The organism is Psychrobacter muriicola 2pS (genome assembly GCF_904846535.1).
GTDB lineage: Bacteria > Pseudomonadota > Gammaproteobacteria > Pseudomonadales > Moraxellaceae > Psychrobacter > Psychrobacter aquimaris.
Window position 1 is genome coordinate 204196 of the sequence record NZ_CAJHBC010000001.1, and the last position, 23748, is coordinate 227943.

The 23748-nt window shown below is 43.1% G+C and carries 19 protein-coding genes; 8 read left to right on the plus strand and 11 right to left on the minus strand.

The features are described from left to right. Positions 1–192: 192 nt before the first annotated feature. Positions 193–1122 carry a LysR substrate-binding domain-containing protein gene (locus JMX93_RS00865; RefSeq protein ID WP_499203572.1) on the plus strand — a complete coding sequence of 310 codons (930 nt, stop codon included), beginning with the start codon at positions 193–195 and terminating at the stop codon, positions 1120–1122. Positions 1123–1249: 127 nt separating this feature from the next. On the opposite strand, the gene JMX93_RS00870 is transcribed toward JMX93_RS00865, so the two are convergent. Beyond that, a complete protein-coding gene (locus JMX93_RS00870; protein ID WP_499203573.1) occupies positions 1250–1900 on the minus strand; it encodes an MAE_28990/MAE_18760 family HEPN-like nuclease in 651 nt (216 codons plus the stop codon). Further along, positions 1887–2993, minus strand: a complete 1107-nt coding sequence (locus JMX93_RS00875) for a GmrSD restriction endonuclease domain-containing protein (RefSeq protein ID WP_499203574.1) — start codon at positions 2991–2993, stop codon at positions 1887–1889. The genes JMX93_RS00870 and JMX93_RS00875 overlap by 14 nt, the downstream gene beginning before the upstream one ends. Positions 2994–3479: 486 nt before the next feature. Between JMX93_RS00875 and JMX93_RS00880 the strand changes: the two genes are divergently transcribed. The 3 genes from JMX93_RS00880 to JMX93_RS00890 all read left to right on the plus strand — a co-directional run bounded on the left by JMX93_RS00880 (position 3480) and on the right by JMX93_RS00890 (position 7592). Beyond that, on the plus strand, positions 3480–6029 hold the full coding sequence (locus tag JMX93_RS00880) for a membrane-bound PQQ-dependent dehydrogenase, glucose/quinate/shikimate family (protein ID WP_499203575.1): 2550 nt from the start codon (positions 3480–3482) through the stop codon (positions 6027–6029). A 339-nt stretch (positions 6030–6368) separates the two neighbouring features. Continuing rightward, entirely contained in the window at positions 6369–7370 is a 1002-nt protein-coding gene (locus JMX93_RS00885; RefSeq protein WP_499203576.1) for an LLM class flavin-dependent oxidoreductase, read from the plus strand. Between the two features lie 48 nt (positions 7371–7418). Further along, the gene (locus JMX93_RS00890) at positions 7419–7592 is read left to right on the plus strand and encodes a hypothetical protein (RefSeq protein ID WP_499203577.1); all 174 of its coding nucleotides are present in this window, start codon (positions 7419–7421) and stop codon (positions 7590–7592) included. 142 nt (positions 7593–7734) lie between these two features. On the opposite strand, the gene JMX93_RS00895 is transcribed toward JMX93_RS00890, so the two are convergent. The 6 genes from JMX93_RS00895 to ispF form a co-directional block, all read right to left on the minus strand. Next, positions 7735–8766, minus strand: a complete 1032-nt coding sequence (locus tag JMX93_RS00895; protein WP_499203578.1) for an ornithine cyclodeaminase family protein — start codon at positions 8764–8766, stop codon at positions 7735–7737. A gap of 61 nt (positions 8767–8827) precedes the next feature. After that, a complete protein-coding gene (locus JMX93_RS00900; RefSeq protein WP_499203579.1) occupies positions 8828–9787 on the minus strand; it encodes an AEC family transporter in 960 nt (319 codons plus the stop codon). A gap of 282 nt (positions 9788–10069) precedes the next feature. Further along, the gene (mnmG, locus tag JMX93_RS00905) at positions 10070–11965 is read right to left on the minus strand and encodes a tRNA uridine-5-carboxymethylaminomethyl(34) synthesis enzyme MnmG (RefSeq protein ID WP_499203580.1); all 1896 of its coding nucleotides are present in this window, start codon (positions 11963–11965) and stop codon (positions 10070–10072) included. A gap of 255 nt (positions 11966–12220) precedes the next feature. Next, entirely contained in the window at positions 12221–12751 is a 531-nt protein-coding gene (locus JMX93_RS00910; RefSeq protein WP_499203581.1) for a hypothetical protein, read from the minus strand. A gap of 227 nt (positions 12752–12978) precedes the next feature. Next, a complete protein-coding gene (grxD, locus tag JMX93_RS00915) occupies positions 12979–13329 on the minus strand; it encodes a Grx4 family monothiol glutaredoxin (RefSeq protein ID WP_193012410.1) in 351 nt (116 codons plus the stop codon). Between the two features lie 157 nt (positions 13330–13486). After that, complete coding sequence (gene ispF / locus JMX93_RS00920; RefSeq protein ID WP_193012411.1) at positions 13487–13987, minus strand: 2-C-methyl-D-erythritol 2,4-cyclodiphosphate synthase; 501 nt, start codon at positions 13985–13987, stop codon at positions 13487–13489. A gap of 264 nt (positions 13988–14251) precedes the next feature. Here ispF and mnmA point away from each other — a divergent pair, with 264 nt between their 5' ends. The 3 genes from mnmA (at position 14252) to JMX93_RS00935 (ending at position 17765) form a co-directional block, all read left to right on the plus strand. Further along, a complete protein-coding gene (gene mnmA / locus JMX93_RS00925; RefSeq protein WP_499203739.1) occupies positions 14252–15478 on the plus strand; it encodes a tRNA 2-thiouridine(34) synthase MnmA in 1227 nt (408 codons plus the stop codon). Positions 15479–15691: 213 nt separating this feature from the next. Next, a complete protein-coding gene (gene purB, locus JMX93_RS00930; protein ID WP_499203582.1) occupies positions 15692–17083 on the plus strand; it encodes an adenylosuccinate lyase in 1392 nt (463 codons plus the stop codon). A 43-nt stretch (positions 17084–17126) separates the two neighbouring features. Next, positions 17127–17765, plus strand: coding sequence for a DUF2238 domain-containing protein (locus JMX93_RS00935; RefSeq protein WP_499203583.1), 639 nt, complete (start codon positions 17127–17129; stop codon positions 17763–17765). A gap of 1 nt (position 17766) precedes the next feature. Here the strand turns inward: JMX93_RS00935 and JMX93_RS00940 are convergent, their stop codons facing one another. Next, entirely contained in the window at positions 17767–17952 is a 186-nt protein-coding gene (locus JMX93_RS00940; protein ID WP_193012413.1) for an NF038104 family lipoprotein, read from the minus strand. Between the two features lie 165 nt (positions 17953–18117). Here JMX93_RS00940 and JMX93_RS00945 point away from each other — a divergent pair, with 165 nt between their 5' ends. After that, entirely contained in the window at positions 18118–19290 is a 1173-nt protein-coding gene (locus JMX93_RS00945; protein WP_499203584.1) for a JmjC domain-containing protein, read from the plus strand. Positions 19291–19464: 174 nt separating this feature from the next. Here JMX93_RS00945 and JMX93_RS00950 read toward each other — a convergent pair whose 3' ends face one another. After that, positions 19465–20157: a 1-pyrroline-5-carboxylate dehydrogenase gene (locus JMX93_RS00950; protein ID WP_193012415.1), complete on the minus strand. Its 693-nt coding sequence runs from the start codon at positions 20155–20157 to the stop codon at positions 19465–19467. An 11-nt stretch (positions 20158–20168) separates the two neighbouring features. Continuing rightward, the gene (putA, locus tag JMX93_RS00955) at positions 20169–23423 is read right to left on the minus strand and encodes a bifunctional proline dehydrogenase/L-glutamate gamma-semialdehyde dehydrogenase PutA (RefSeq protein ID WP_193012416.1); all 3255 of its coding nucleotides are present in this window, start codon (positions 23421–23423) and stop codon (positions 20169–20171) included. Positions 23424–23748 lie beyond the last annotated feature (325 nt).

Below are 23748 nucleotides of genomic sequence, written 5' to 3' on the forward strand. Positions count from 1 at the left end.
TTTTATTGTAATGGTTTACTTCTAGCAACGGACAAACCACTCATTCTATATTCCAAATAAATATAAATAGATAACCATTAAGTATATACAAGAATAATAGCTTTGTTTTACACTACCAGCTTACTGCATATTTGTACATTTTCACTTTTGTATACAGACAGGGTTTGTATATTTATTCAATAGGATTTAGTTATGGCAATCGACGTAGTGGTCAATCAGCGGCATTTACAGATTCAGCTCAAACAGTTGGAAACAGTATGGCATACGGTGATTAATGGCTATAACTTAAGTCAAGCGGCGACCGTACTACACACCAGTCAATCTAGCCTATCAAAACATATTGCGGCACTTGAAAATCAGCTCAAAACTGAAGTATTCGTTCGTCAAGGCAAACGCCTAACGGGTCTTACGACCATGGGCACAGCACTGATGCCGCATATCGAATCTATCTTCGCCGAGATCCGTACCATTGAAAACCTGAGTCTTGATTTTAATAACCCAAATATGGGCACATTAACGATTGCTACGACTCACACGCAAGCACGTTATGTATTGCCGCAAGTGGTTAAAGAGTTTAAGGATCGCTTTCCTAAAGTAAATCTAATCTTACAACAGGCAGATCCGGAGACCATCGCGCAGATGGTCATTCGCGGGCAGGCAGACATTGGCATTGCAACCGAGTCGTTACTGCATAATAACTATCTCAGATGCTACCGTTATTATGACTGGACACATCGCGTCATCGTACCCAGCGATCATGAACTTGCCAATCAAGAATCTATCGATTTACCTACCCTTGCTAGCTATCCAATTGTGACCTATCACGGCGGCTTCACAGGACGCGGCGCGATTGACAAAACTTTCGAAGAGGCAGGTTTAGAGCCAGATATCGTCCTAGCGGCGCTCGATGCTGATGTGATTAGTACTTATGTGGGTCTTGGCCTAGGCATTGGTATTATCGCAGAAATGGCGTTTGAGCCAAGCCATTATCAAAACCTAACTGCCATACCAGTGGATCATTTTGGACGCTTTACCAGTTGGATGGCAGTACGCGACGATGCGGAAATTCGCCAATACGGTCGTGCCTTTATGGAGCTGTGTCAGAAACAGTTTAGTAAATAAGATAAGCTTCATACAAATAGTATAGGGATGATACATTCGCCCCTATACTATTTAGTTAGTGTAGTCTGCTCTATCATGACTTTATATATTCATAAATCTTGTAGCTATCTTAATTAGGTTGTAGCTATTAAGGAACTCTATATGATTCACTTATACATGAGTTTTCCAATAAATTTTTAAATGTATTCATAAGCCCTAATACTTGATCAGCCATATCTATGAAATCGTCATTTCCAACCTCAATGGCCTCACCATGAGCAACATGATTTCTGCGACCCACAAGCATTAAATCAATTAATTTCTCTTTTGACTCATACAAACCATAATCAAGTCCTAAGCACCACATTATTTCCTTCAAAGCTTTAGTAGACAAATTTGATTGAGTTTGTATAACATTTTTTGTTGGTATTTTCGCTCGAGTTGTTTGATTATCGATTATGTATCTTGTCACTTCATCAAAAGCCGAATACTTGTTTGACTCGCTAGCTTTATCAATTTTTCCTCTTACAAGCAAAGTGATGAAATTGCTTTTAAGCTCTGATATGTTATGCCTTTGAGCTGCTACATATTCCAAAAAATATGTACCTGTTTTTTTTATGAACCCCTCCCAATGCGCATATAACAATGCTATTCCTGAACGACATAATACTCTCTTCCTAATTTCAGAAGTAGAAGGCTCCTGAATAAGACTTTTCATTTCAGAAATCTCTCTGAGTCTCCAAATGTAATCTTGACCAATCTTATCAATTAATTCCTCTTTAGTTCTAATCGTTGCCATTAAAAACCTCTCGACCAAACGGCAATATTCTTGGAAGTCTACGTGTAGCAGTTATTCCAGATCCAGACCAATCTGTGTAACGCTTATCACTCCATATACTAGCGGCCTTCTCTCTTATATCTATTACAGAATTATTATTTTTCAAATTATTACCGACACCATATGCGACTACTTCATATTGAGATAACAAGAAACCTCCAGTAAACTTATGTTTGCTTATATCATATCTTTTAAATGATTCATCAGAGAGGTTTTTGCTAAGCAAATCGAAAGTACCCCTGAATAAAGCCTCCCAAGAAGATTTATCAAAATTATCATCACCTGCTAGGCATCTCATTTTTTCAGTAATAAATATGCCAACATCTCCTAGCTGGTTAAGCTCTTGCGTATCAATATCTGAAAATATTAAAAATCGAAGTGCGAGCTCTAAATCATAAGACTCTTTGAGTGGACGATCACTTAAAGCTATACATTCTTGGAAAGGTTCATATGATGCAAGTGACTGAAGCCAGTTATAGAAATCTTTATTTATCATGACCAAAATACAGTTTCTAACCTCTTGCGGACTCAAGTCCGACCCACCGGTATTTAACCGTTGAAATAAGTCATATTTTGCAGTTTCGTCACTTTCTTTAAGAACTATGCTTACATTAATTTTTGAACGTTTAATAATCAATCTTAGTTCTTGGCTAAAAGAATTATTCTCGTCACTTATGTCATTCCATTTTTTGCCTTCAAGGCTTGGTAAGTACTTAGTTCCACAAAGAGTCAATGGAGCTATATTATTAGAATTTTCGTCTTTCAATATTCCCATAAATTGATAGATAGTCGATAACCTTTGCAAACCATCAACCACATCCCATATTCCATCTTTACGTTGGCTCACAAATACTGGAGGAATAGGAATACCCAATAATATAGACTCTATTAAATTAGTCTTTTGCGTATCACTCCAACGATAAAAGCGTTGAAACTCAGGGTGAATATCAATCTCTTTATTTTCATAAATTGAACCCCATTCACTAATAGACATTGCATACCCGTCAGTTCTAATCTCTTTTCTTTTCTCATTTACTTCATCAATAAGTGCCATATATTTTCCATTTACATTATATTTATCTAATTAAGTTAACTTTTACAAGAATGTGACTAATTTTTCTAACATAAGTTAATATCTCTTTCCTAACGTTACCACAATATGTTGCCTAGAACACAAAGCAATTAGACCAGCATATGAGAAATTAATACTTAATTGACTCATGTTGCAATACTAAAATTTAGTCTTTGATAATAGTTCAAAACGATGCGGAAATTCGCCAATACGGTCGTGCCTTTATGGAGCTATGTCAGAAACAATTCAACAACTAAAACAATCCTGCTAAACAGACACTCTTACCTTGCTCCACCTTTACCGATCTTATGCATAAGTGATAAAATACAGTCTAGAACGTTATTCAACGTTCTATTTTTTATTTATGCATGTATTGCTGGACGCCTAGACATCTCATTATTAATGACTGTTACTGGGTGTCGATCACTGCATGTCCATTTGATCTTATGTAAACAGGTTATACCGCTCATGGAAAAATTCGTAGCGATCATTATGGCAGTTTTTGCCGTCCCTTTGCTTGTCGGCGGTGCTTACTTGCTCTCTCTAGGCGGTAGTCCGTACTATCTTTTTGCTGGCATTGCCATGCTAACGACAGCATTTTTATTGTTCAAAAAACATTGGAGCGCTTATGGGGTTTACGCGATATTTATCGTAGCAACCATTGTTTGGGCACTTTGGGAATCTGGTTTTTATTGGTGGGCGCTAGCGCCTCGTGTTGGCTTCCCGCTCATATTTGGTTTGCTCATGCTATTGCCGTGGGTCTCTGATAAGATGCGTGGGGATAAGGCTCAGGTATCGACGAGCTCTGCTAATCCTACATCAACCACACATGCAGTTAAGAAAAGCCCTCTTTATTATTGGGGGTTGCTCGCTAGTGTGGTTGTAGGTGCATTGCTCTCTTTTGGGAGCTTAGCAAACAATGCTACTGACAAGTTAGGTGAACTTGATTTAACTGCCTCTAATAAAGACGACACTTCTGCCAATCTTGGTGACCCATTATCAAATGGCGAGCAAACACCCGAAGGTGAGTGGAGCGCGTATGGTGGTACTAACTATGGGCAACGCTACTCTCCTTTGACTCAAATCAACACTGATAATGTCAAAGATTTAGAGTTGGCTTGGCAAATCCAAACAGGTGATGTTAAAGGTCCTGACGATGTCGGCGAGACCACTTATCAAGCAACGCCGCTAAAAATTGGCAATGCGCTGTACCTATGTACGCCTCATAACTGGGTAATGGCACTAGATGCTGACTCTGGTGAGACACTATGGAAGTTTGATCCAAAAGTAGCAAAAAACCTACAACGTCAACATCAAACCTGTCGAGGTGTGTCTTACTATGCTGGTCAAGCAGGCACGGATAGTACTCCTCTAGCAGTGAATGTTCAGGCAAGCAGTAATAGTGCCAATGATGTAGCTGTTGCCAATAAAGCGACTACGACCAGTAATGCAATGGTTCAGAAAATTGCTGGTAATACCTTTGAAAATGCATCTAAGCAATGCGATGCCAAGATATTTATCCCAACTTCTGATGCCAAACTATATGCACTCGATCCAAATACTGGGCAACGCTGTCAAGATTTTGGTGAAGATGGTGCGTTAGATTTGATGCACAACATGCCATTTAATCAAGCAGGTTACTACTACTCGACGTCGCCACCAGTTGTAGCTGGCGGTGTGATTATTGTGGCTGGTGCTGTTAATGACAACTATGATGTCAATTCGCCATCAGGTGTCATTCGCGCTTATGACGTCAATACTGGTGAGCTGATGTGGAACTGGGATTCAGGTGATCCTGACAACACAGCACCTTTTGATGTCAATGATCCAACCCAAACTTACAAAACCAGCTCGCCAAATTCATGGTCAGTTGCCACTGCCGATGAAGAGCTTGGATTGGCATACTTCCCAATGGGCAATCGTACGCCTGATCAGCTAGGTAGCTATCGAAATGCCGCTGAAGAAAAATATGCAACTTCTGTGGTCGCGCTAGACCTTAAAACTGGTGAAGCACGTTGGGTCCAGCAGTTTGTCCATCATGATCTTTGGGATATGGATACGCCTGCTCAGCCAACCTTACTTGACTTAGACACAGCTGATGGTGTCCAGCCTGCTTTGGTTGTACCGACCAAACAAGGTGATGTATACGTCTTGAACCGTGCAACAGGTGAGCCTATTGTGCCTATCAAAGAGCGCGATGCACCGCAGGGTTACCTGATCGCAGGCGAACATGCAGCACCCACTCAACCTTACTCTGGTTTGAGCTTTGAGCCTGAAAAATTGACTGAGAAAGACATGTGGGGTGCCAGCCTCATCGATCAAATGATGTGCCGTATTGAGTTCAATCAACTCAATTACGACGGTCGCTATACACCGCCATCAACCAATGGTACTTTGGTATATCCTGGTAACTTTGGTACCTTCAACTGGGGCGGACTTGCTGTTGATCCGGAAAATGGCGTGATGTTTGGTATGCCAACGTACCTTGCCTTTACCTCAAAACTCATTCCTAAAGACACACTTGGGGATGTTGAAACCAATAAAGGTGAACAAGGTGTGAATGCCAATGAAGGTGCAGATTATGCGGTAGAAATGGGACCATTTTTATCACCGCTCGGCGTACCTTGTCAGCAGCCACCATGGGGTACAATAGCAGGTGCTGATCTGGCTACAGGCGAGATTGCTTATCAACGCAAAAATGGTACCGTACAGGACTTGTCTCCTATCCCAATTAAATTGGAGCTAGGTGTACCTGGTATCGGTGGACCTATCATCACTAAAGGCGGCGTCGCCTTCTTGTCAGCAGCAACGGAAAACAACTTCCGAGCTTATGACCTTAAGAATGGTGATGTACTCTGGAATGTTCGTATTCCAGCAGGTGGTCAAGCCACGCCAATGACTTACTTGAACTCTAAAGGTGAGCAGATGGTAGTACTGGTTGCTGGTGGACATGGTTCAGTTGGCACAAAAATTGGCGATTACGTCATGGCCTATAAGCTTAGTGACCAATCTAAATAGCCACTCAGCCAAATAACGTCATGTTGGCAAAGCATTAATGATCCGATTCATTACCGTTTCATTAATAGCCAATCAAAAAAAGCAGGTAACTCAGGTTACCTGCTTTTTTAGTATCATAATGTTATGCCGCAATAAGGGTTGTGGCATCTTCATAATGTATTACAACCAATATAAACGCACCTTTATATCTATAGACACACATTGATAATTGTTAAGTGGACTTAAATACAGAGTTAGCCTACTTTGTTATCATTCATTAACACTGACTAGAGCTACTTGAAACTGGCACTGACCATAAGCATATCAGTAGAAAATAATTAACACATTACTGGATAATTTATGAGCAACAAAATTCCTTTATCTTTTTTAGATCTAGCACCCGTACCTGAAGGTAAAACCATCGCTGAAGGCATTGCCCAAACGGTTGAAACCGCGCAGCAAGCAGAAAAATCTGGATTAAATCGTTATTGGATGGCAGAGCACCATAATATGCCAGGCATCGCCAGTGCAGCAACCTCCGTACTACTATCGCATATAGGTAGTCAAACCAAGCGCATACGTATCGGCGCTGGTGGTGTGATGCTACCGAATCATGCGCCTCTCGTAATCGCTGAGCAATTCGGCACCTTACAAGCATTGTATGGCGACCGCGTTGACTTAGGTTTAGGACGCGCACCTGGCACTGATGGCGCTACTTTTCAGGCATTGCGCCGTCAGATGAAAGATGCAGAACGCTTTCCACAAGACGTACAAGAGCTGATGTACTTTTTAGGCAATGATACAGATGGCAGTCCTGTACAAGCATTCCCTGGAGCAAAATCAGGCATTCCTATTTGGATATTAGGCTCTTCTCTTTTTGGCGCGACTTTAGCCGCGCATTTAGGACTTCCATACGTGTTTGCCTCACACTTTGCACCGCAAATGATGGGGCAAGCAATCAACGCCTATCGTGAACAGTTCAAACCTTCTGCCTATTTAGATAAGCCTTATGTGATGCTGGCGGCGAATTTACTACTCGCTGATGATGATGCGACTGCAAACTATCACTTTACCTCAGCACAGCAAAGCTTTGTGCGTTTGCGCCGCGGTGAAACGGGTCAAATGCCCAAGCCCACTCACGATATGGACAGCATCTGGAGTCAAGCAGAAAAAATGATGGTAGATAGCGCATTGTCGGTGTCATTCATCGGTTCTGTCGAAACTGTTAAACCGAAGCTTGCTGCATTTTTGGCAACATATCAGCCAGACGAGCTGATTGTGACTGCTAATATCTATGATCAAGCAGCACGCTTGCGTTCACTTGAACTTACACCAGAGCTAAACTTATTTACTTTACAATGAAATAAGACACTTGCATAATTATTGATGAACCTTAGCTGGATGTTTGACATGGACGCAACTCCTATTATCGGTGCCTCATTGCTTATTGGCTCGTCAATATTTATGTACATTCTGGCTTTTCTTGCGGTGATGGCTATCGGTGGTTATTTAACATACCGTACCAGTTCAGAGCGTAAGCAACGACGCGAAGACAAGCAAAATAAAGAAAACCCAAATTCATAATGGTCATCAACATAGGATTAGGGTGTATTAACTTACTTTTTAAAAATATCAAAGCCCTCTTTCCTTATTCGGAAAGAGGGCTTTTTGGTTTATTAGCTTATAAAAACACCAGCATTTTTAAGCATTAACATTGTAAATGTTATTACCATGCCACTGACGCGCCAAGATTTTTTTGTTCGGCTTGTTGTGCGACATATAGAGCGACTGCTGCATCAAAGCTGGCAGCTCCAACTGATTTAAATAACGTAACACCGTAATCAGACTTAGCGGCTTTTTCTTGTAGCGCCCCTGTGACCAGCACCTGTAGGTCACCGCTGAGATCATCCCATGTCCACGTACAATCGGCGCTATTATGCGCTTGAATTAAATCACCTGCTTCGTGGCGACTGCCAGCCCAATCATCGACAATAACCATACGACTGCTGGCGATAACATCATTACTTATCTCTTTCATCGAGGGCTGATAAGCGCCGACTGCGTTGATATGCACATCAGATTTAATATGACTGAGATCAAATAAACCTGCAGTCGCGCGGGTCGCGACGTTGATAACATCCGCATCACGGACAGCATCATTAATATCTTCGAAAACAGTTAGAGTAACATCCCATTGCGGATAATCACGAGTGAATTTCGCTTTAAAAGTCTCAGAACCTTCCCTACTTCTATTCCATAAGTACACTGTTTTAATCTCAGGACGTACTGTCAAGACCGCATGTAATTGCTCATAAGCCATACCGCCACAACCTACAACTGCCACACTTTGGCAATCAGGGCTTGCCATATATTTGGTCGCAATACCCGACAATGCTGCCGTACGCACTTGGGTAATATAAACCCCATCCATAATTGCCAATATCTCACCAGTATCATTATTTGATACGGTAATAATCGCCGTTGTAGTTGGTAGATTACGGCTCGGATTGTCAGGACAAATAGTGACCAGCTTGACGGCTGTATACTCGTTTTTACCATCATAAATCGTTGCAGGCATTGATAAATGCGAACCTGAACTGTGTGCGTCATCTTCACTAAAAGTTTCAATGACCAAACGTTCAGGTGCTTTGATCCAATCGGGATGTGCTGCCTGCTGATGTAACAGTGCTTCTATCGCACCAATGGCGGCTTGCATACTGAGATGTTCGGTCACGACTGCTTGGTTTAGTAGTTGCAATTTGAGTACTCCTATTTATGGGTGTATTATTAGGGCGTGTTTTATCATGCTAAAACGGCTACTACATTAATCCTAACCCGCGTAGTATTGCCGCACCAATTGCCATTCCAAACATGCCTACAACGGTGGTAAAAGCTAAGATATTGGCTGCTAATATATCATTGCCACCCATGGCTTTTGCCATCACGTAGCTGGCGGCAGCTGTTGGTGAGGCTACCATCAAAAACAATACACCCATATGCACACCTGATAACCCAAAACCAAATCCAATCGCAATAGCGATCAATGGAGCAACGATAATACGACCAATACTGGCCTGCATAGACAAGCCTGAAGGGTGCAACATCGACTTTAAATTAATACTGGCACCGGCGCAAATCAGCGCTAATGGCAATGCCACTGCGGCCAGTAAGTCACCCGTAGTATGAATCACACCAGTAATAGGCGGCAGCGGTAACGCTTTATAAGCAAATGCCGCTACCAATGCGATGATCAATGGATTCGTGAATAGTTTTTTGACAATCATAGTACTACGACTGAGCCATGTATCATCCGCACTTTTAGACACACGGCTGAGGGTAATAACCGCTAAGATATTAAATAATATCGTCACCACACCCATATAGACAGCGCCGATGCTTAAGCCCCGTTCTCCGTAGGCATTAGCAACCGTTGCCAGTCCAATAATGGCCATGTTACTCCGAAATATCCCTTGTACAAACACCCCTTGATCAGCAGGCTTACTCACAAAATATTTGGCGTAAATCTCTGCACCTATAAACAAGATGAATGTCACTAAAATACCAGCCACTATCAGCGTGATTTGTTTGCTGTAATCAACATCACTGTCGACGACGCTAAAGAAAAGTAAACATGGCAAACAGTAATTAAAGACAAAGCTCGATGCCTGATCAATAAAAGTCTGGCTCGCCTCACCGCGTCTCTGCATAAAAAAACCCAGCCACATTAAGGCAAGGTTGGGCAAGACAATGGTAATAGCAAAGACAATAGCATCAATCATAAATAGGCTCAGTTCGGTGACAAGCCCATCATGATATGGACATCAGCGAGATAAATTAATAATGAATAAGGAGGGTAATATAGTCGCAACAGTGTAGTTATAAATACGTTAACTACGACAATCTATGACCTAGTATAGAGACAAAGCAGTAAGCAAAACAAGGTTGTAAACTGCTTTCTTTTATGATTGTTTTATTTATATTATTTTATTTATGATAAAAAAGCCCGTAACGAGATGTCGTTACGGGCTTTTTGCATACTACTTATATTTTTTGTGCTGCTATTATGAATCTAAGGCTGCCTTTGCTTTTTTCTGTTTTTTCACCGTCATAGCTAATAATTGAATGGCCGCAGGCGTCACACCGCTCACACGCCCCGCTTGAGCAAGTGTCGCAGGACGTACTTGCGTCAATTTCTGTACAATCTCATTTGATAAGCCTGATACCACGCTATAATCAAAGTCCATTGGCAGCGCCGTATTTTCTAGACGCTTCATCTGATCAATATCTTCTTGCTGACGATCAATATAGCCCGCGTATTTGACAGAAATCTCTATCTGCTCACCCACTTGGGCATCGACTTGCGAATCAGTGATAGCAGCGATATCAGCAAAATGAATTTGCGGACGTTTCAGCAAATCAAAAGCAGTTGCCTCTTTCGACAGCACCTCGCCCGTTTGCTCTGTCACTTTTTCGCCTAATGCATTGGCAGGGGTTGCCCACATATCTTTTAAACGTGAGGTTTCCGTGGTGATGGCTTCCATTTTTTCTTGATACGCTTGCCAGCGTACATCGTCAACCAAACCAAGCTTGCGACCCGTTTCAGTCAAGCGTTGATCCGCATTGTCTTCGCGCAAGAGCAAGCGATATTCTGCACGACTGGTAAACATACGATATGGCTCGGTCGTACCATGCGTAATCAAATCATCAACCAATACACCAAGATATGCTTCATCACGGCGCGGTGTCCACGTCTCAAACTCACTATTATTAGTAGTAACAAGTGCCGCATTAGTACCTGCTAGTAGACCCTGCACACCCGCTTCTTCATAGCCAGTCGTCCCATTGATTTGTCCAGCGAAGTATAAACGATCAATAGATTTGGTTTCGAGCGTTGGCTTTAGGTTTTGCGGATCAAAGTAATCATACTCAATGGCATAACCTGGACGGGTAATATGCGCGTTTTCTAAGCCTTTCATACTATGAATAAAGTCTAACTGCACATCAAATGGCAAACTGGTTGAGATACCATTCGGATATAACTCATGCGTGGTCAAACCTTCTGGTTCGATAAAGATCTGATGGCTGTCTTTATCCGCGAAACGATGAATTTTATCTTCGATAGACGGACAATAACGTGGGCCTACACCTTCGATTTTGCCAGAGAACATCGGTGAGCGATCGAGGTTTTCACGGATAATATCGTGGGTACGCGCATTGGTATGAGTGATATAGCAGTTGACCTGCTCGGGATGCATAGAGACGTCACCCATATAGCTCATCACTGGTAGCGGTGTGTCACCTGGCTGTACGGTCATCACGCTGAAGTCGACAGTACGCGCATCAATACGTGCTGGCGTGCCTGTTTTTAAACGACCCACTGGTAGCTTAAGCTCACGCAAACGGTCAGCAAGCTTGATAGAAGGCTGATCCCCTGCACGTCCACCATTTGAGTTTTCTAGACCGATATGAATCACACCGCCCAAGAATGTTCCTGAGGTCAATACAACCGTTTCAGTCTTAAAAACAATACCTGTAGAAGTCACAACAGCCGTTGCACGACCATTTTCCACCAAGATATCATCAGCGGCTTGCTGAAATAAGTCAAGGTTTGGCTGATTTTCTAGCGTATGACGAATGGCTGCTTTATACAGGATACGATCTGCTTGTGCACGCGTGGCACGCACTGCAGCACCTTTACGGCTATTCAATACGCGAAACTGAATACCAGCTTTATCGGTTGCTAGAGCCATCGCTCCACCCAACGCATCAATCTCACGCACCAGATGCGATTTACCGATGCCACCAATCGCTGGATTACAACTCATCTGCCCGAGCGTCTCAATATTATGTGTCAACAGCAAGGTCTGCGCGCCCATACGTGCGGCTGCCAAAGCAGCTTCTGTGCCAGCATGACCACCACCGATCACTACCACGTCGTAATTTTTTGGGTATTGCATATACGCCTCACTTGACTCATAACGCTACCGTTAGCCAAAACCTATTGTCAAATAGCATGGTGATTGGTAAATAAACGTCAGTCGGATTTAAAAAATTAACGACTTAGAAAAGCCGTTAGATATTGGATTGCTAACCCATCATTATAACAATTTTTTGATGCTTAAAAAACGACAGAGTAAAAACTATTCATATTAAATGTTAAACATCATCATTAAATTTAGTAACTAGAAACCTAGTAACTTAATAACTAGCATCTAGTTACCAGGGCTCAGCGGAACAATTTGATCTGATTGACCACTGCTCAGCATATGCTGACTGCCATAGCCTTCTGGATTAATCTGTAAATAAGCATTCATCAAGCCAATGGCATCACCATCATTACTGGCCAAAATTTGCTCTTTAATCATGTCCACTGGTGGTAACAGCAAGTTTTTAAGCAATGCCAGACGCTGCTGGTTGTCGCCTTTATTAACGACCAACTCAATAAGTTGACGCGCATCGATAGGTAAATCTGGCGTATTCTGTGCCAATAATGCTAAATGGTAAGCACCCGCAGAATCTTGATCCGCGACGATACGCTGCTCAATAGCGATATAGGTCGCTTCTGTCGCACCGCCTGCCACACTAAGCTGATGAATACACTTCAGTGCTGAATTGGCTTCGTTGCTTGCAATCTCAATAATACGCGTGGATTCGTTTTTTAATCGCTCACGGCGCTTTTCAATGGCTGCTTGCTCAGCATCTTCTTTTTGCGCGTCTGACTGGTCAACTTCTTGATGATTCATAAGCTTCTCTTATTATATGTATGATAATTACCTTGGACACTATATGGGGGTAAATCCTACAAAAACAATGAAGCCTAAAGACCCTGACGCGTAGAGACAATAATAAACACTATAATATAGACAATAAAAAACCCAAATAGCCATTAAATGACTACTTGGGTTTACTGTGCTTGTACCTTATAAAGCTCAATTGGATATCAAAAGTATTCAAATAACATTCTTAAGTATTAAGCAGCAGGACTGTTTGCTTCAACCAATGGCTTTAGCTCGCCTGATTGATACATTTGCAAGATGATGTCTGATCCACCCATCAACTCGCCATCGATCCATAATTGTGGAAACGTTGGCCAGTTAGCAACTTTTGGTAACGTTGCACGGATTTCTGGATTTTCTAAAATATTCACAAAGGCAAATGGACGACCGATCTGAGTCAACACTTCAATAGAGCGTGCTGAAAACCCACACTGCGGAAATTGCGGCGTACCTTTCATGTAAATAATAACTTTATTATCGCGGATTTGATCACGGATCAATTGTTCAACGTCGTTTGCAGCAGTATTTGGGGTTTGCTCACTCATAAAAGCTCCTATTGATAAAGCGGTTCATTAAAATGATTATTTGTATTACAAAATAATTATGTGAATATATAGCTGATACATGGGGTGATTGCCCCTGTATTACAAGCATTATTTTATACTGTTTTAGCCAGTCGCTACCTTGCTAGGTTCGCCATCATTAGGGACGAACAGCATTAGGCACTAATAATACCACGGCATTGGCCATGATGCCCTCTTGTCGACCAGTAAATCCCAATTTTTCAGTGGTGGTGGCTTTTACACTGATATTACTGATAGCCGTTTGTAAGTCACTAGCAATATTATCGCGCATCGCTTGATTGTGCGGTGCTAGCTTTGGACGCTCACACATCACAGTGATATCGGCATTGCCTAGGCTGTAACCGGCCTCTTGCACTTTACTATAGACATAACGTAGCAAGACTCGAGAATCCAAGCCTGCATGGGCAGCATCCGTATCAGGAAAATGCTGACCGATATCTCCAAGCGCCAATGCACCAAGCAGTGCATCAGCAAGTGCATGCAGCACCACATCTCCATCAGAGTGTGCGAGCAAACTGTGAGTGTGCTCAATCGGCACCCCTGCTAGCATCACATATTGCTGCTGTTGACCATTATTATGAAAAGCGTGAACGTCGATACCTTGACCAATTTTTATCATTATTATTCCAAGATAAGTTAAAGGTGATTAAAATAATTCAAAACCACTATCTGTATTTTCAAAGCTATTTTACTAGCAGCCAGACACCATCGGTCGCCACCAGTTTCAATTAACTGGTATAATATGACGTTTATTTTATCATAATACCCAATCCAAAAGAAAAACTGTCCCTATCAACTTGCTAAGGCTATAAATCGTAGTCGGTGCACGGATTTTTATCGACGTTTTAAATTTTTGAAAAGGTATAAATAGTTGAGCCGTTTTATGTCAGCCATGCCAAACACCTCAAGCATCACCACTTCTGAGTCTTTCAATGCTCATCGCCCTCTAACCCTTGCGGATATTGACAATCCTAGCACTAAGCATGTGATCGTTGGTATGTCAGGTGGGGTCGATTCTTCTGTATCAGCCGTTTTACTTCAGCAGGCAGGCTTTAAAGTCGAAGGTCTGTTTATGAAAAACTGGGAAGAAGATGACGGCACCGAATACTGTACAGCTATGGATGACCTAGCAGACGCGCAAGCGGTGTGTGACAAAATCGGTATCAAGTTGCACACGGCTAACTTCGCAATGGAATATTGGGATCGCGTTTTTGAGCATTTTTTGGCGGAATATAAAGCGGGTCGTACGCCAAATCCTGATATCTTGTGCAACAAAGAAATCAAGTTTAAAGCATTTTTAGACTATGCTTTGACGCTAGGTGCAGATTACATCGCCACTGGTCACTATACGCGCCGCAGCGTAAATTACAAAAATAACAACGGCGCTGAAGTTGCGCAGCTATTACGCGGGCTTGATAACAATAAAGACCAAAGTTACTTTTTGCATGCGGTTGGCGGCGATAAAATCGCTAAGACGCTGTTCCCCGTTGGTGAGCTTGAAAAGCCGGTCGTACGTCAAATTGCTGAAGAACATGACTTGATTACCGCCAATAAAAAGGATTCAACCGGTATCTGCTTTATTGGTGAGCGCCGTTTTAAAGACTTTTTGCAACAGTACTTGCCCGCTCAAAAAGGCGATATCGTCACTGACGATGGTCATATCATCGGTCAACATGATGGCTTGATGTATTACACGTTAGGTCAGCGTGGCGGTATTGGTATTGGTGGTGTCAAAGACCGTCCTGAAGAGCCTTGGTTTGTATTGGCAAAAGACTTGGACAACAACCGTTTGATCGTTGGACAAGGTCACGAGCATCCCATGATGCTTAGTAATGAGTTGCAAGCTTATAAGCTCGATTGGATCGACGGTCTGCCCCCTGCCGATATATTTAGCGAAGACGGCTTACGTTGTATGGCAAAATCGCGCTATCGTCAGCCAGACCAAGCCTGTCGTGTGTTTGCTGTTGATGATAAAGGTTTAGAAGTAAGAGTGATATTTGATACGCCGCAACGTGCAGTAACGCCAGGTCAGTCAGCGGTCTTCTATATTGATGAGGTTTGTTTGGGCGGCGGCGTCATCGCCTCTATTGATGCGCCATCTGGATTTTAAGCGCTTCCTAAAATTGCAATCTAAAACACAGATGTTGATGCAGTGAACAGCATAATTTTAACGAGCTTCAACAGCTCTTTATTTGAATAGACCGCTTTTTTAATATCATATTTCTGCTATATTACGCGCAACGATTTCGACGTCGTTTTTTATATGGTAATTTTTTATCTAGACTCTTGCAGTTTTTTATTTCATAACTACTGAGGCATAACCATGACTCCACTTACCGCTCTCTCTCCAATTGATGGTCGTTACGCATCAAAGGCTGATAGCTTGCGTCCTTATTTATCTGAATTTGGTCTAATTAAAGCCCGCGTTACCGTCGAGATTCGCTGGTTACAATCATTGGCGGATAACAGTGCTATTGGTGAATTAGCAGCATTTGATGCCGACACCAATGCCTTTTTAAATAGCATCGTTGATGATTTCAGCGAAGCGGACGCACAAGCCATTAAAGATATTGAAGCGACAACCAACCACGATGTGAAAGCCGTTGAGTACTTTATCAAAGACAAATTCCGCGGTCAGGATGCTTTGATTGACTCGCTAGAATTTATTCATTTTGCCTGTACTAGTGAAGACATCAATAACTTGTCTTATGCGTTAATGCTAAAAGATAGCCGTGAGATTGTGGTTGCTAAAATGCAGCAAGTGACCGATAGCATCATTGATTTGGCAATTGCTCATGCTGACCAGCCAATGCTATCACGCACCCATGGTCAGACGGCAAGCCCAACGACGCTTGGTAAAGAAATGGCAAACGTCGCCTATCGCTTAGCTCGCCAAATTAAGCAAGTAAATCAAGTAGAGCTATTGGGTAAAATCAATGGCGCAGTTGGCAACTATAATGCCCATTTTTCAGCGTATCCTGATGTTGATTGGCAGACTCATGCTGAGCAGTTTATTGACCAGCGTTTAGCACTAACATTCAACCCTTATACGACTCAGATTGAGCCGCATGACTATATCGCTGAACTATTTGATGCAGTTAAACGATTTAATACCATCCTAATCGATTTTAACCGTGACATTTGGCAATATATTAGCTTAGGCTATTTTAAACAGCGCCTAAAAGATGGTGAAGTGGGCTCTTCTACTATGCCGCATAAAGTCAACCCGATTGATTTTGAAAACTCTGAAGGTAACTTGGGCGTTGCCAATGCCATGCTGGCTCATTTGGGCGAAAAACTACCGATTTCACGTATGCAGCGTGATTTGTCAGACTCTACCGTATTACGTAATATCGGTGTTGGTCTGGCACAAAGCATGATTGCTTTTGATGCTTGCCTAAAAGGTGTCAGCAAACTTGAGTTAAATGCGCAGCGCTTAAATGACGATTTGGACAATGCACAAGAAGTATTGGCAGAGCCGATTCAAACCGTCATGCGTCGCTACCGTGTTGAAAACCCATACGAGAAGCTAAAAGCCTTAACCCGTGGTAATGCCATGACTCGTGAAGCCATGCTAACTTTTGTGGAAAGCGATGAGCTATCAGCTGTTAGCGATGCTGATAAAGCACGTCTACGCGCATTGACGCCTGCTACTTACATTGGTAATGCGGCGGAGCAAGCACGTACCATTAAAGAGTGGATTGCTAAGCTTTAATCATTAGCTATTAATAATAACTAATAATTAAACAAGCGTACAGATGCCTCGAAACGTCAACTCTGTGATTGTCAGTACTATGGCGGTATTTATCGTCATGGTGCTGGCAAGCATTGCGCCTCTAGATTGGTCAAGTTACCTGCTGCATCAATTGGGTACACTGCTTTTTTTAGCATTAATACTCGTTGCCTATCGCTACTGGTATATCAGCTCGCGCTCTTATGTGCTTGCTGTCATATTTCTATTCATTCATATTATCGGCGCACGCTATTTATATTCGTATGTACCTTACGATGATTGGACACAACAGCTATTCGGCGTACAACTGGGCGAATTTTTTGGTTGGCAGCGTAATATGTATGACAGGCTGGTACATTTTAGCTATGGACTGTTGCTATTCAATGCGATGGTTGAAAGCGCAAAATTTATCTTTAAGATTCGATCAGTCAAACTTTTAATAGCCATTGTGCTCATGATGAATATGTCATCAAGTCTGCTTTACGAGCTCATTGAATGGGGAATTGCGACAACGTTGTCACCGGAAGCCGCTGAAGCTTATAATGGTCAACAAGGTGATATTTGGGATGCCCACAAAGACATGGCTTTAGCATTACTCGGTGGGCTAATTGCAGCAGCGATGGTTCTTTTTCATACCCGTAAACGATCTATGATCAAATTATAAATCAATCTTCTTTTTTGTCATCATCACTATCGCCCGGTATGATTGCTTTACCGACAGCGACGGTGCCTTTGACCACACCCTTGGTCGTTTTATAAGCAATTTTAGCTGGTACGGTTACTATCTTGTGCACACAGGCTTGTAGTAAAAACACACTAGCGATGATGACGATAAAATGCAGTTTTTTCATAAATTTCCTACGATTAATTGAATGCGCTGACGATAATCATCATTTAAGTGATGGCCAGCTGTTAGGTGATAATCATAAACTATTAAAACCGTCCTATAAAGCAATCCTTACTTTTAATCTCATACCCCATTAATCTCACACCTATTTACAGACACGGATTTACCCATGACCTCTACACCTCTTTGTTTACCCGACTCTATCACTCCTGAGCAATTTTTAAGCGAATACTGGCAAAAAAAGCCACTCTTGATTAAACAAGGTTTACCACAGCTAATTGGCATGTTTGAACCCGACGACATGCTTGGTCTAGCCTTAGAAGAAGACGCCTCGGCGCGTTTACTAACTCAAGCAGCAAGTAAAAAAGAAGGTCAGGCGCATTGGCAACTCAAGAAAAGTCCGCTGAGTGAAAATGATTTTGAGAACCTGCCAGAACAGTGGACTGTACTGGTACAAAACCTTGAACAGTGGTCGCCAGAGCTTGGTCAGTTGTGGCAAGCGTTTGACTTTGTCCCGCAATGGCAACGTGATGACATCATGGTTTCCTATGCGCCAAAAGGTGGTTCAGTCGGCAAACACTATGACGATTATGATGTGTTTTTAGCGCAAGGGTTTGGGGCTAGACGTTGGCAACTGGGCAAATTCTGTGATAAAAATACCGAGTTTGTCGCCGATGAGCCAATTCGATTGTTTGATGATATGGGCGAGATTATCTTTGACGAAATACTAGAAGCGGGTGACGTACTCTATGTACCGCCAAAGCTGTCGCATTTTGGTGTCGCAGAAGATGACTGTTTGACTTTCTCTTTTGGCTGTCGTCGTCCAAACTTGATGCAAATCATCGACAGCTTAGCTGATATCGCCACCAACGACAGCGATTTATTTATCCCAATGCTGCTGCCACAAGCGCTGCAAGCATCAGGTAATTTGCAAACGAGCAGCATCAATGCAATCAAAGATCAGCTATTACAAATGCTACAGTCTGAGCGTGGTGATGACATCATTCGTCAAGCAGTTTCTGAAGTCGTCAGCAAGCGCCAGTATGATGCGCTGATGCCAGAGGATACACTGGATACGGATGAGCTAATGCAAGCTCTAGCAGAAGGTGCCACATTGCAAGCGGACTATAGCAATCGTTTGCTCTATAGCCAGACTAATGATGGCATCGTGCTATATGCCAATGGTCAGCGTATCGACGGGCTTGACGAGGCAGCAATAGCGGTATTGGTGCGTCTGGCTAATGGCGAACACCTAAATAATCAAGATATCACCGATGTTGATACAGATGATTTGAGCGAATGGCTAGAGAACGGCTGGGTATGGATTGATATTGCTGAATAACATCTCTTAATCAAACATTAATCAAATAACGCAAATAAAAAAACCGCTATCTGACAATTGCTCAGATAGCGGTTTTTTCTTATACATCTTATTTGCTATTAATAGCGACACCAAACACTGCTTAGCACTTATCAAAACGGATATAAGAGCTAAGCGGGTTTGTAATTAATACGGTTATTCTGTACCAAGCTCAAGCAAGCTAGCATTACCACCGATCGCTGTGGTATTGATTGTTTTGACGCGCTCAGTGACAAAACGATGCAGATAATCAGGCGGTAACATCTCTGATAGGCCTTCCATATCGGTAACGCTAATCACTTGAGTTAAGATGCCATCGGTATTGGCAAGCTCTTGACTAATAGCCTGCACTTCACTTCCGCTACCAGAGACTGCAACCTGTGCCAGACGATCGATATATAAAAGCGTGATGGTTTGCGAGTCATTGGCAACACTCAAGACATCATCGCTGATACCTGCATCATAGAGTATCTTGGCAGCTTCATTGCACATCTCATCTTGGCTTGGGCAATGCAGTATGACTTCATTGCCTGTCAATAGTGCCGCTATGAGCTGTCCTAATACTGCCATGGCTCTAGCAGATTCACCGCCAATAACCATGGTCTTACCACGACCAGTAACATATAGATCGTTGGACTCACCAGTTGCACCAGTCATGCGATGCACTTCATCCAAGCTAGGCGCGGCGCTCAATAGATGATTGAACAAACGCTTTGCTTTATTGGCATCACCAGTCAGCAGCGCCAACTTCGGAATAGCCGCTTGCAGATATGTTGCGCGATTCACTGCGCCAAGTAATCGCCAAGATTCACAAACCTGGGCATGATTTTTTTTGAATTCAGTCGCCATGTTGCTACTCCTTATGCGAGTTCTGTTTGAGGGGTGGTTTGGGTAGTGGTATTAGCATTTGTCTGGTTGCTACTATTTGACTCTGAGCTAAGCTGCATTAGACGTGCGACATAATGCGGGCCACCAGCTTTAGGACCCGTACCAGACAGACCACAACCACCGAATGGTTGTACGTTTACGACTGCACCGATTTGGTTACGGTTGATATAGGTATTGCCTACAAAAGCACGGCGCTCGATGTGCTCAGCAGTATTTTCGATACGGCTATGAATACCCAAGGTCAAGCCAAAGCCTGTCGCGTTGATGGCATCAATCAACTTATTCAGATCACGTGCTTGATAGCGCAATACATGCAAAATTGGGCCAAAATGCTCACCACCGATCACATCGATACTTTTCACTTCGATCGCTGTTGGCAATACAAAGGTAGAATTTTCTTGGCTGACAACTGAGCTTGAGCTCATTGGTGTCTGTGCCAAGATAGTCGCCGTTGGCTCAGCATCCATACGCTCAATATGCGCTTCCAGACCGTGCTTGGCATCCGCATCAATCACTGGGCCCACATCTGTGGCAGCGTATAATGGATTGCCTACTGATAGCTCAGCCATATTACCTTGTAATAGCTCAATTAAATTATCAGCCATTTCTTCTTGCACGCACAATATTCGGCAAGCTGAGCAACGCTGACCTGCTGAACCAAATGCAGATAAGACAGCATCTCTAACCACTTGTTCTGGCAATGCTGTTGAATCGACAATCATAGCATTCTGACCGCCTGTTTCGGCGATGAAGACGGGCAGTTCACCACTGGCTTGCGCATGATCATTTAGGCTTTTGTTAATACGTTGAGCGGTTTGGGTTGACCCCGTAAATATCACACCTGCGATATTATCATCGGCTGTTAGTGCTCCACCAACATCGCCAGCACCGATCACTAACTGTAAGGCTTCTGTTGGTACGCCTGCTTGATACATTAGCTGGGCACCAAAATGAGCAATCAAGCTGGTTTGTTCGGCAGGTTTCGCCACAACCGTATTGCCTGCTGCTAGTGCCGCTACGATTTGACCAGTATAGATAGCCAATGGAAAGTTCCATGGGCTAATACAGACAAAGGTGCCCCGTGGTTTATAAACTTGACGAGATTGCTTGCCAGCCAAATCGGTGAATTCATGCACGACATCGTCTAGACGCTCTGCTTCATCGGCATAAAAACGGCAGAAATCAACGGCTTCTTTGATCTCATCGATACCATCTTGCATGGTCTTACCAGCTTCGACTTGGCATAGCGCCATTAGCTCAGCGTAGTTTTCTTCATAGAGATCAGCTATCTTACGCAATATTTCAGCACGCTTAGCAGCTGATACTGCTTGCCAGACAATTTGACCTGCTACAGCAACATCAATTGCTTGGCGCGCCACTTCAGCGTTGGCATAGGTCACTTCGCCAGCACTAACTTCGTGGTTCCAAGGTGCACGTACGGTTTGAGTCTCAAGCTTATGCGTTACGCCATCTACTTCATATTCATCAATTGCTTTGCCATTGACGATGGACGTCGCCGACCAAGTTTTATCCAAATGGCTATCGATAGCAGATTTAAAGGGCAGCCATTGTGACTCTACAAAGATATTAGGGCCAAAACTAGCACGGCGCGCACCATAAATCTCTAACGGTAACGGAATCTCTGGATTGTGCAATGTCGCATTAGACAGTAGCTTGTCATAGGGATGTACTGTCAGCTTCTCAATCGGATAAGACTTGTCTAGTAGCTGATGGACAAACGAGCTGTTTGCACCATTTTCGAGCAAGCGGCGAACCAAGTACGGCAGCAAATCTTTATGCGCGCCAACTGGGGCATAGATACGTACCGGAATTTGATAGGCTTGTAAGATATGATCATAAAGAGCATCACCCATGCCATGCAGACGCTGAAACTCAAAGTCTCTATGCTTACTCATGGTCATAATTGACGCTAGGGTATGGGCATTGTGTGTCGCAAACTGTGGCCAAATCAATCCGCGCAGATGATCTGATAATAAGAAACGCGCACAGGCAAGATAGGCGGTATCTGTGCCTTCTTTACGTGTCCAAACAGGATAGCCTGACAGACCTTTTTGCTGGGCAAGTTTGATCTCAGTATCCCAATAGGCGCCTTTTACCAGACGTACTGGAATACGGTCTCCCACTTCAGTAGACAAACGAGCAAGCCAAGCTAATACAGCGATAGCACGTTTAGAGTAACCTTGCACGACGATACCTAAACCATCCCAGCCAGCCGTCAAGTTATCACGGTACAAAGACTCAAATAGTTTTAAAGAAATTTCAAGGCGATCGGCTTCTTCGGCATCGATACTAAGATCAACGTTGACTTCACGTGCCGCTTCAATAAGCAGCAAGCAACGTTGACGCAATAGACCCATGACTTGAGCTTCTTGTGTGGCTTCATAGCGAGGATGCAATGCTGACAGTTTGATAGACACTGACGGCTTAGGCATGCCTTCTTTGACTTTGATACTGGCAGTGGCTCTGATCGCATGCAAGTAGTCATTGAAGTATTTTTCAGCGTCTTTATGAGCAATAGCCGCTTCGCCGAGCATATCAAACGAATAGGTATAGCCTTTATTACGATAAGGCTGGCTATTCTTATTGGCGTCTTCGATGGTCTCGCCCAATACAAACTGATGACCCATGATACGCATGGCTTTTTGCATGGCACTACGAATAACAGGCTCACCCATTTTTTTGGTCATACGATCCAAGAAGCCTGACGCTGTGGTGCTACTGTCAATACTGACGACACGGCCTGTCATCATCATGCCCCATGTTGAGGCATTGACCATAAAACCGTTGTCATTTTTGATGTGCTTTTTCCAATCAGCCACACTCATTTTGTCATGAATCAATGCATCAGCAGTATAATTGTCTGGCACTCGAATCAAGGCTTCTGCCAAGCTCATCAGCAAGATACCTTCTTGGGTATCAAGGCTATACTCAAGCAATAACGAGTCAACCATCTTGACCGCTTTGCCATCATTACGTACATGTTCGACCAGCTGGCGCGTTTGCTCAGCAGCGGCGTCACGTTCTTCCGTGCTGGGTTTAGCAAGTGGCAATAACGTGGACAACCAGCGCTCTTCATCAACGCTATACAACGGCGAAATACGGGCGTGCAGCGTTTCTGACGACTGGGCAATGTAGTCTGGCGATAGCAAATCGACAGGATTAAACAAAATCGGCTCTTGCGGGGTAAACTGGTCTACTGGGTTCATAACAACTCCATAACTATCGTTTAAAAACCATCATAAATAGTGCTTTAGGAAGTCTGATCGTCTTGTATAACTACCTATCACCATCATTCATTTAGATGATGGCTATCGACGGATACTTACAGCAATAATCAAAAGACCAAACGGCGCCATCACAAAACGAGAAAATCCAGCACGGGCTGGAAACGGTTAAGTAGGTCGTTCGACTGTTAAACGGGCTACGTTAACAATACAAAGGCAACAACGAACAGCTAAGCGGCATTAGTGCCTTCTTCTTGTTTGTAGTGAAAGGAGTGTGATGATCAGATATCGCTGCTTTAGCAATAAA

Excerpts from the sequence above, each read along its gene's own strand:
- JMX93_RS00885 (WP_499203576.1), top strand. The coding sequence starts at position 6,369 with ATGAGCAACAAAATTCCTTTATCTTTTTTAGATCTAGCACCCGTACCT.
- mnmG (WP_499203580.1), bottom strand. The coding sequence starts at position 11,965 with ATGCAATACCCAAAAAATTACGACGTGGTAGTGATCGGTGGTGGTCAT.
- JMX93_RS00890 (WP_499203577.1), top strand. The coding sequence starts at position 7,419 with ATGGACGCAACTCCTATTATCGGTGCCTCATTGCTTATTGGCTCGTCA.
- JMX93_RS00910 (WP_499203581.1), bottom strand. The coding sequence starts at position 12,751 with ATGAATCATCAAGAAGTTGACCAGTCAGACGCGCAAAAAGAAGATGCT.
- ispF (WP_193012411.1), bottom strand. The coding sequence starts at position 13,987 with ATGATAAAAATTGGTCAAGGTATCGACGTTCACGCTTTTCATAATAAT.
- JMX93_RS00870 (WP_499203573.1), bottom strand. The coding sequence starts at position 1,900 with ATGGCAACGATTAGAACTAAAGAGGAATTAATTGATAAGATTGGTCAA.
- JMX93_RS00940 (WP_193012413.1), bottom strand. The coding sequence starts at position 17,952 with ATGAAAAAACTGCATTTTATCGTCATCATCGCTAGTGTGTTTTTACTA.
- grxD (WP_193012410.1), bottom strand. The coding sequence starts at position 13,329 with ATGAGTGAGCAAACCCCAAATACTGCTGCAAACGACGTTGAACAATTG.
- JMX93_RS00945 (WP_499203584.1), top strand. The coding sequence starts at position 18,118 with ATGACCTCTACACCTCTTTGTTTACCCGACTCTATCACTCCTGAGCAA.
- JMX93_RS00935 (WP_499203583.1), top strand. The coding sequence starts at position 17,127 with ATGCCTCGAAACGTCAACTCTGTGATTGTCAGTACTATGGCGGTATTT.
- JMX93_RS00875 (WP_499203574.1), bottom strand. The coding sequence starts at position 2,993 with ATGGCACTTATTGATGAAGTAAATGAGAAAAGAAAAGAGATTAGAACT.
- putA (WP_193012416.1), bottom strand. The coding sequence starts at position 23,423 with ATGAACCCAGTAGACCAGTTTACCCCGCAAGAGCCGATTTTGTTTAAT.
- JMX93_RS00880 (WP_499203575.1), top strand. The coding sequence starts at position 3,480 with ATGGAAAAATTCGTAGCGATCATTATGGCAGTTTTTGCCGTCCCTTTG.
- JMX93_RS00950 (WP_193012415.1), bottom strand. The coding sequence starts at position 20,157 with ATGGCGACTGAATTCAAAAAAAATCATGCCCAGGTTTGTGAATCTTGG.
- purB (WP_499203582.1), top strand. The coding sequence starts at position 15,692 with ATGACTCCACTTACCGCTCTCTCTCCAATTGATGGTCGTTACGCATCA.
- mnmA (WP_499203739.1), top strand. The coding sequence starts at position 14,252 with ATGTCAGCCATGCCAAACACCTCAAGCATCACCACTTCTGAGTCTTTC.
- JMX93_RS00865 (WP_499203572.1), top strand. The coding sequence starts at position 193 with ATGGCAATCGACGTAGTGGTCAATCAGCGGCATTTACAGATTCAGCTC.
- JMX93_RS00900 (WP_499203579.1), bottom strand. The coding sequence starts at position 9,787 with ATGATTGATGCTATTGTCTTTGCTATTACCATTGTCTTGCCCAACCTT.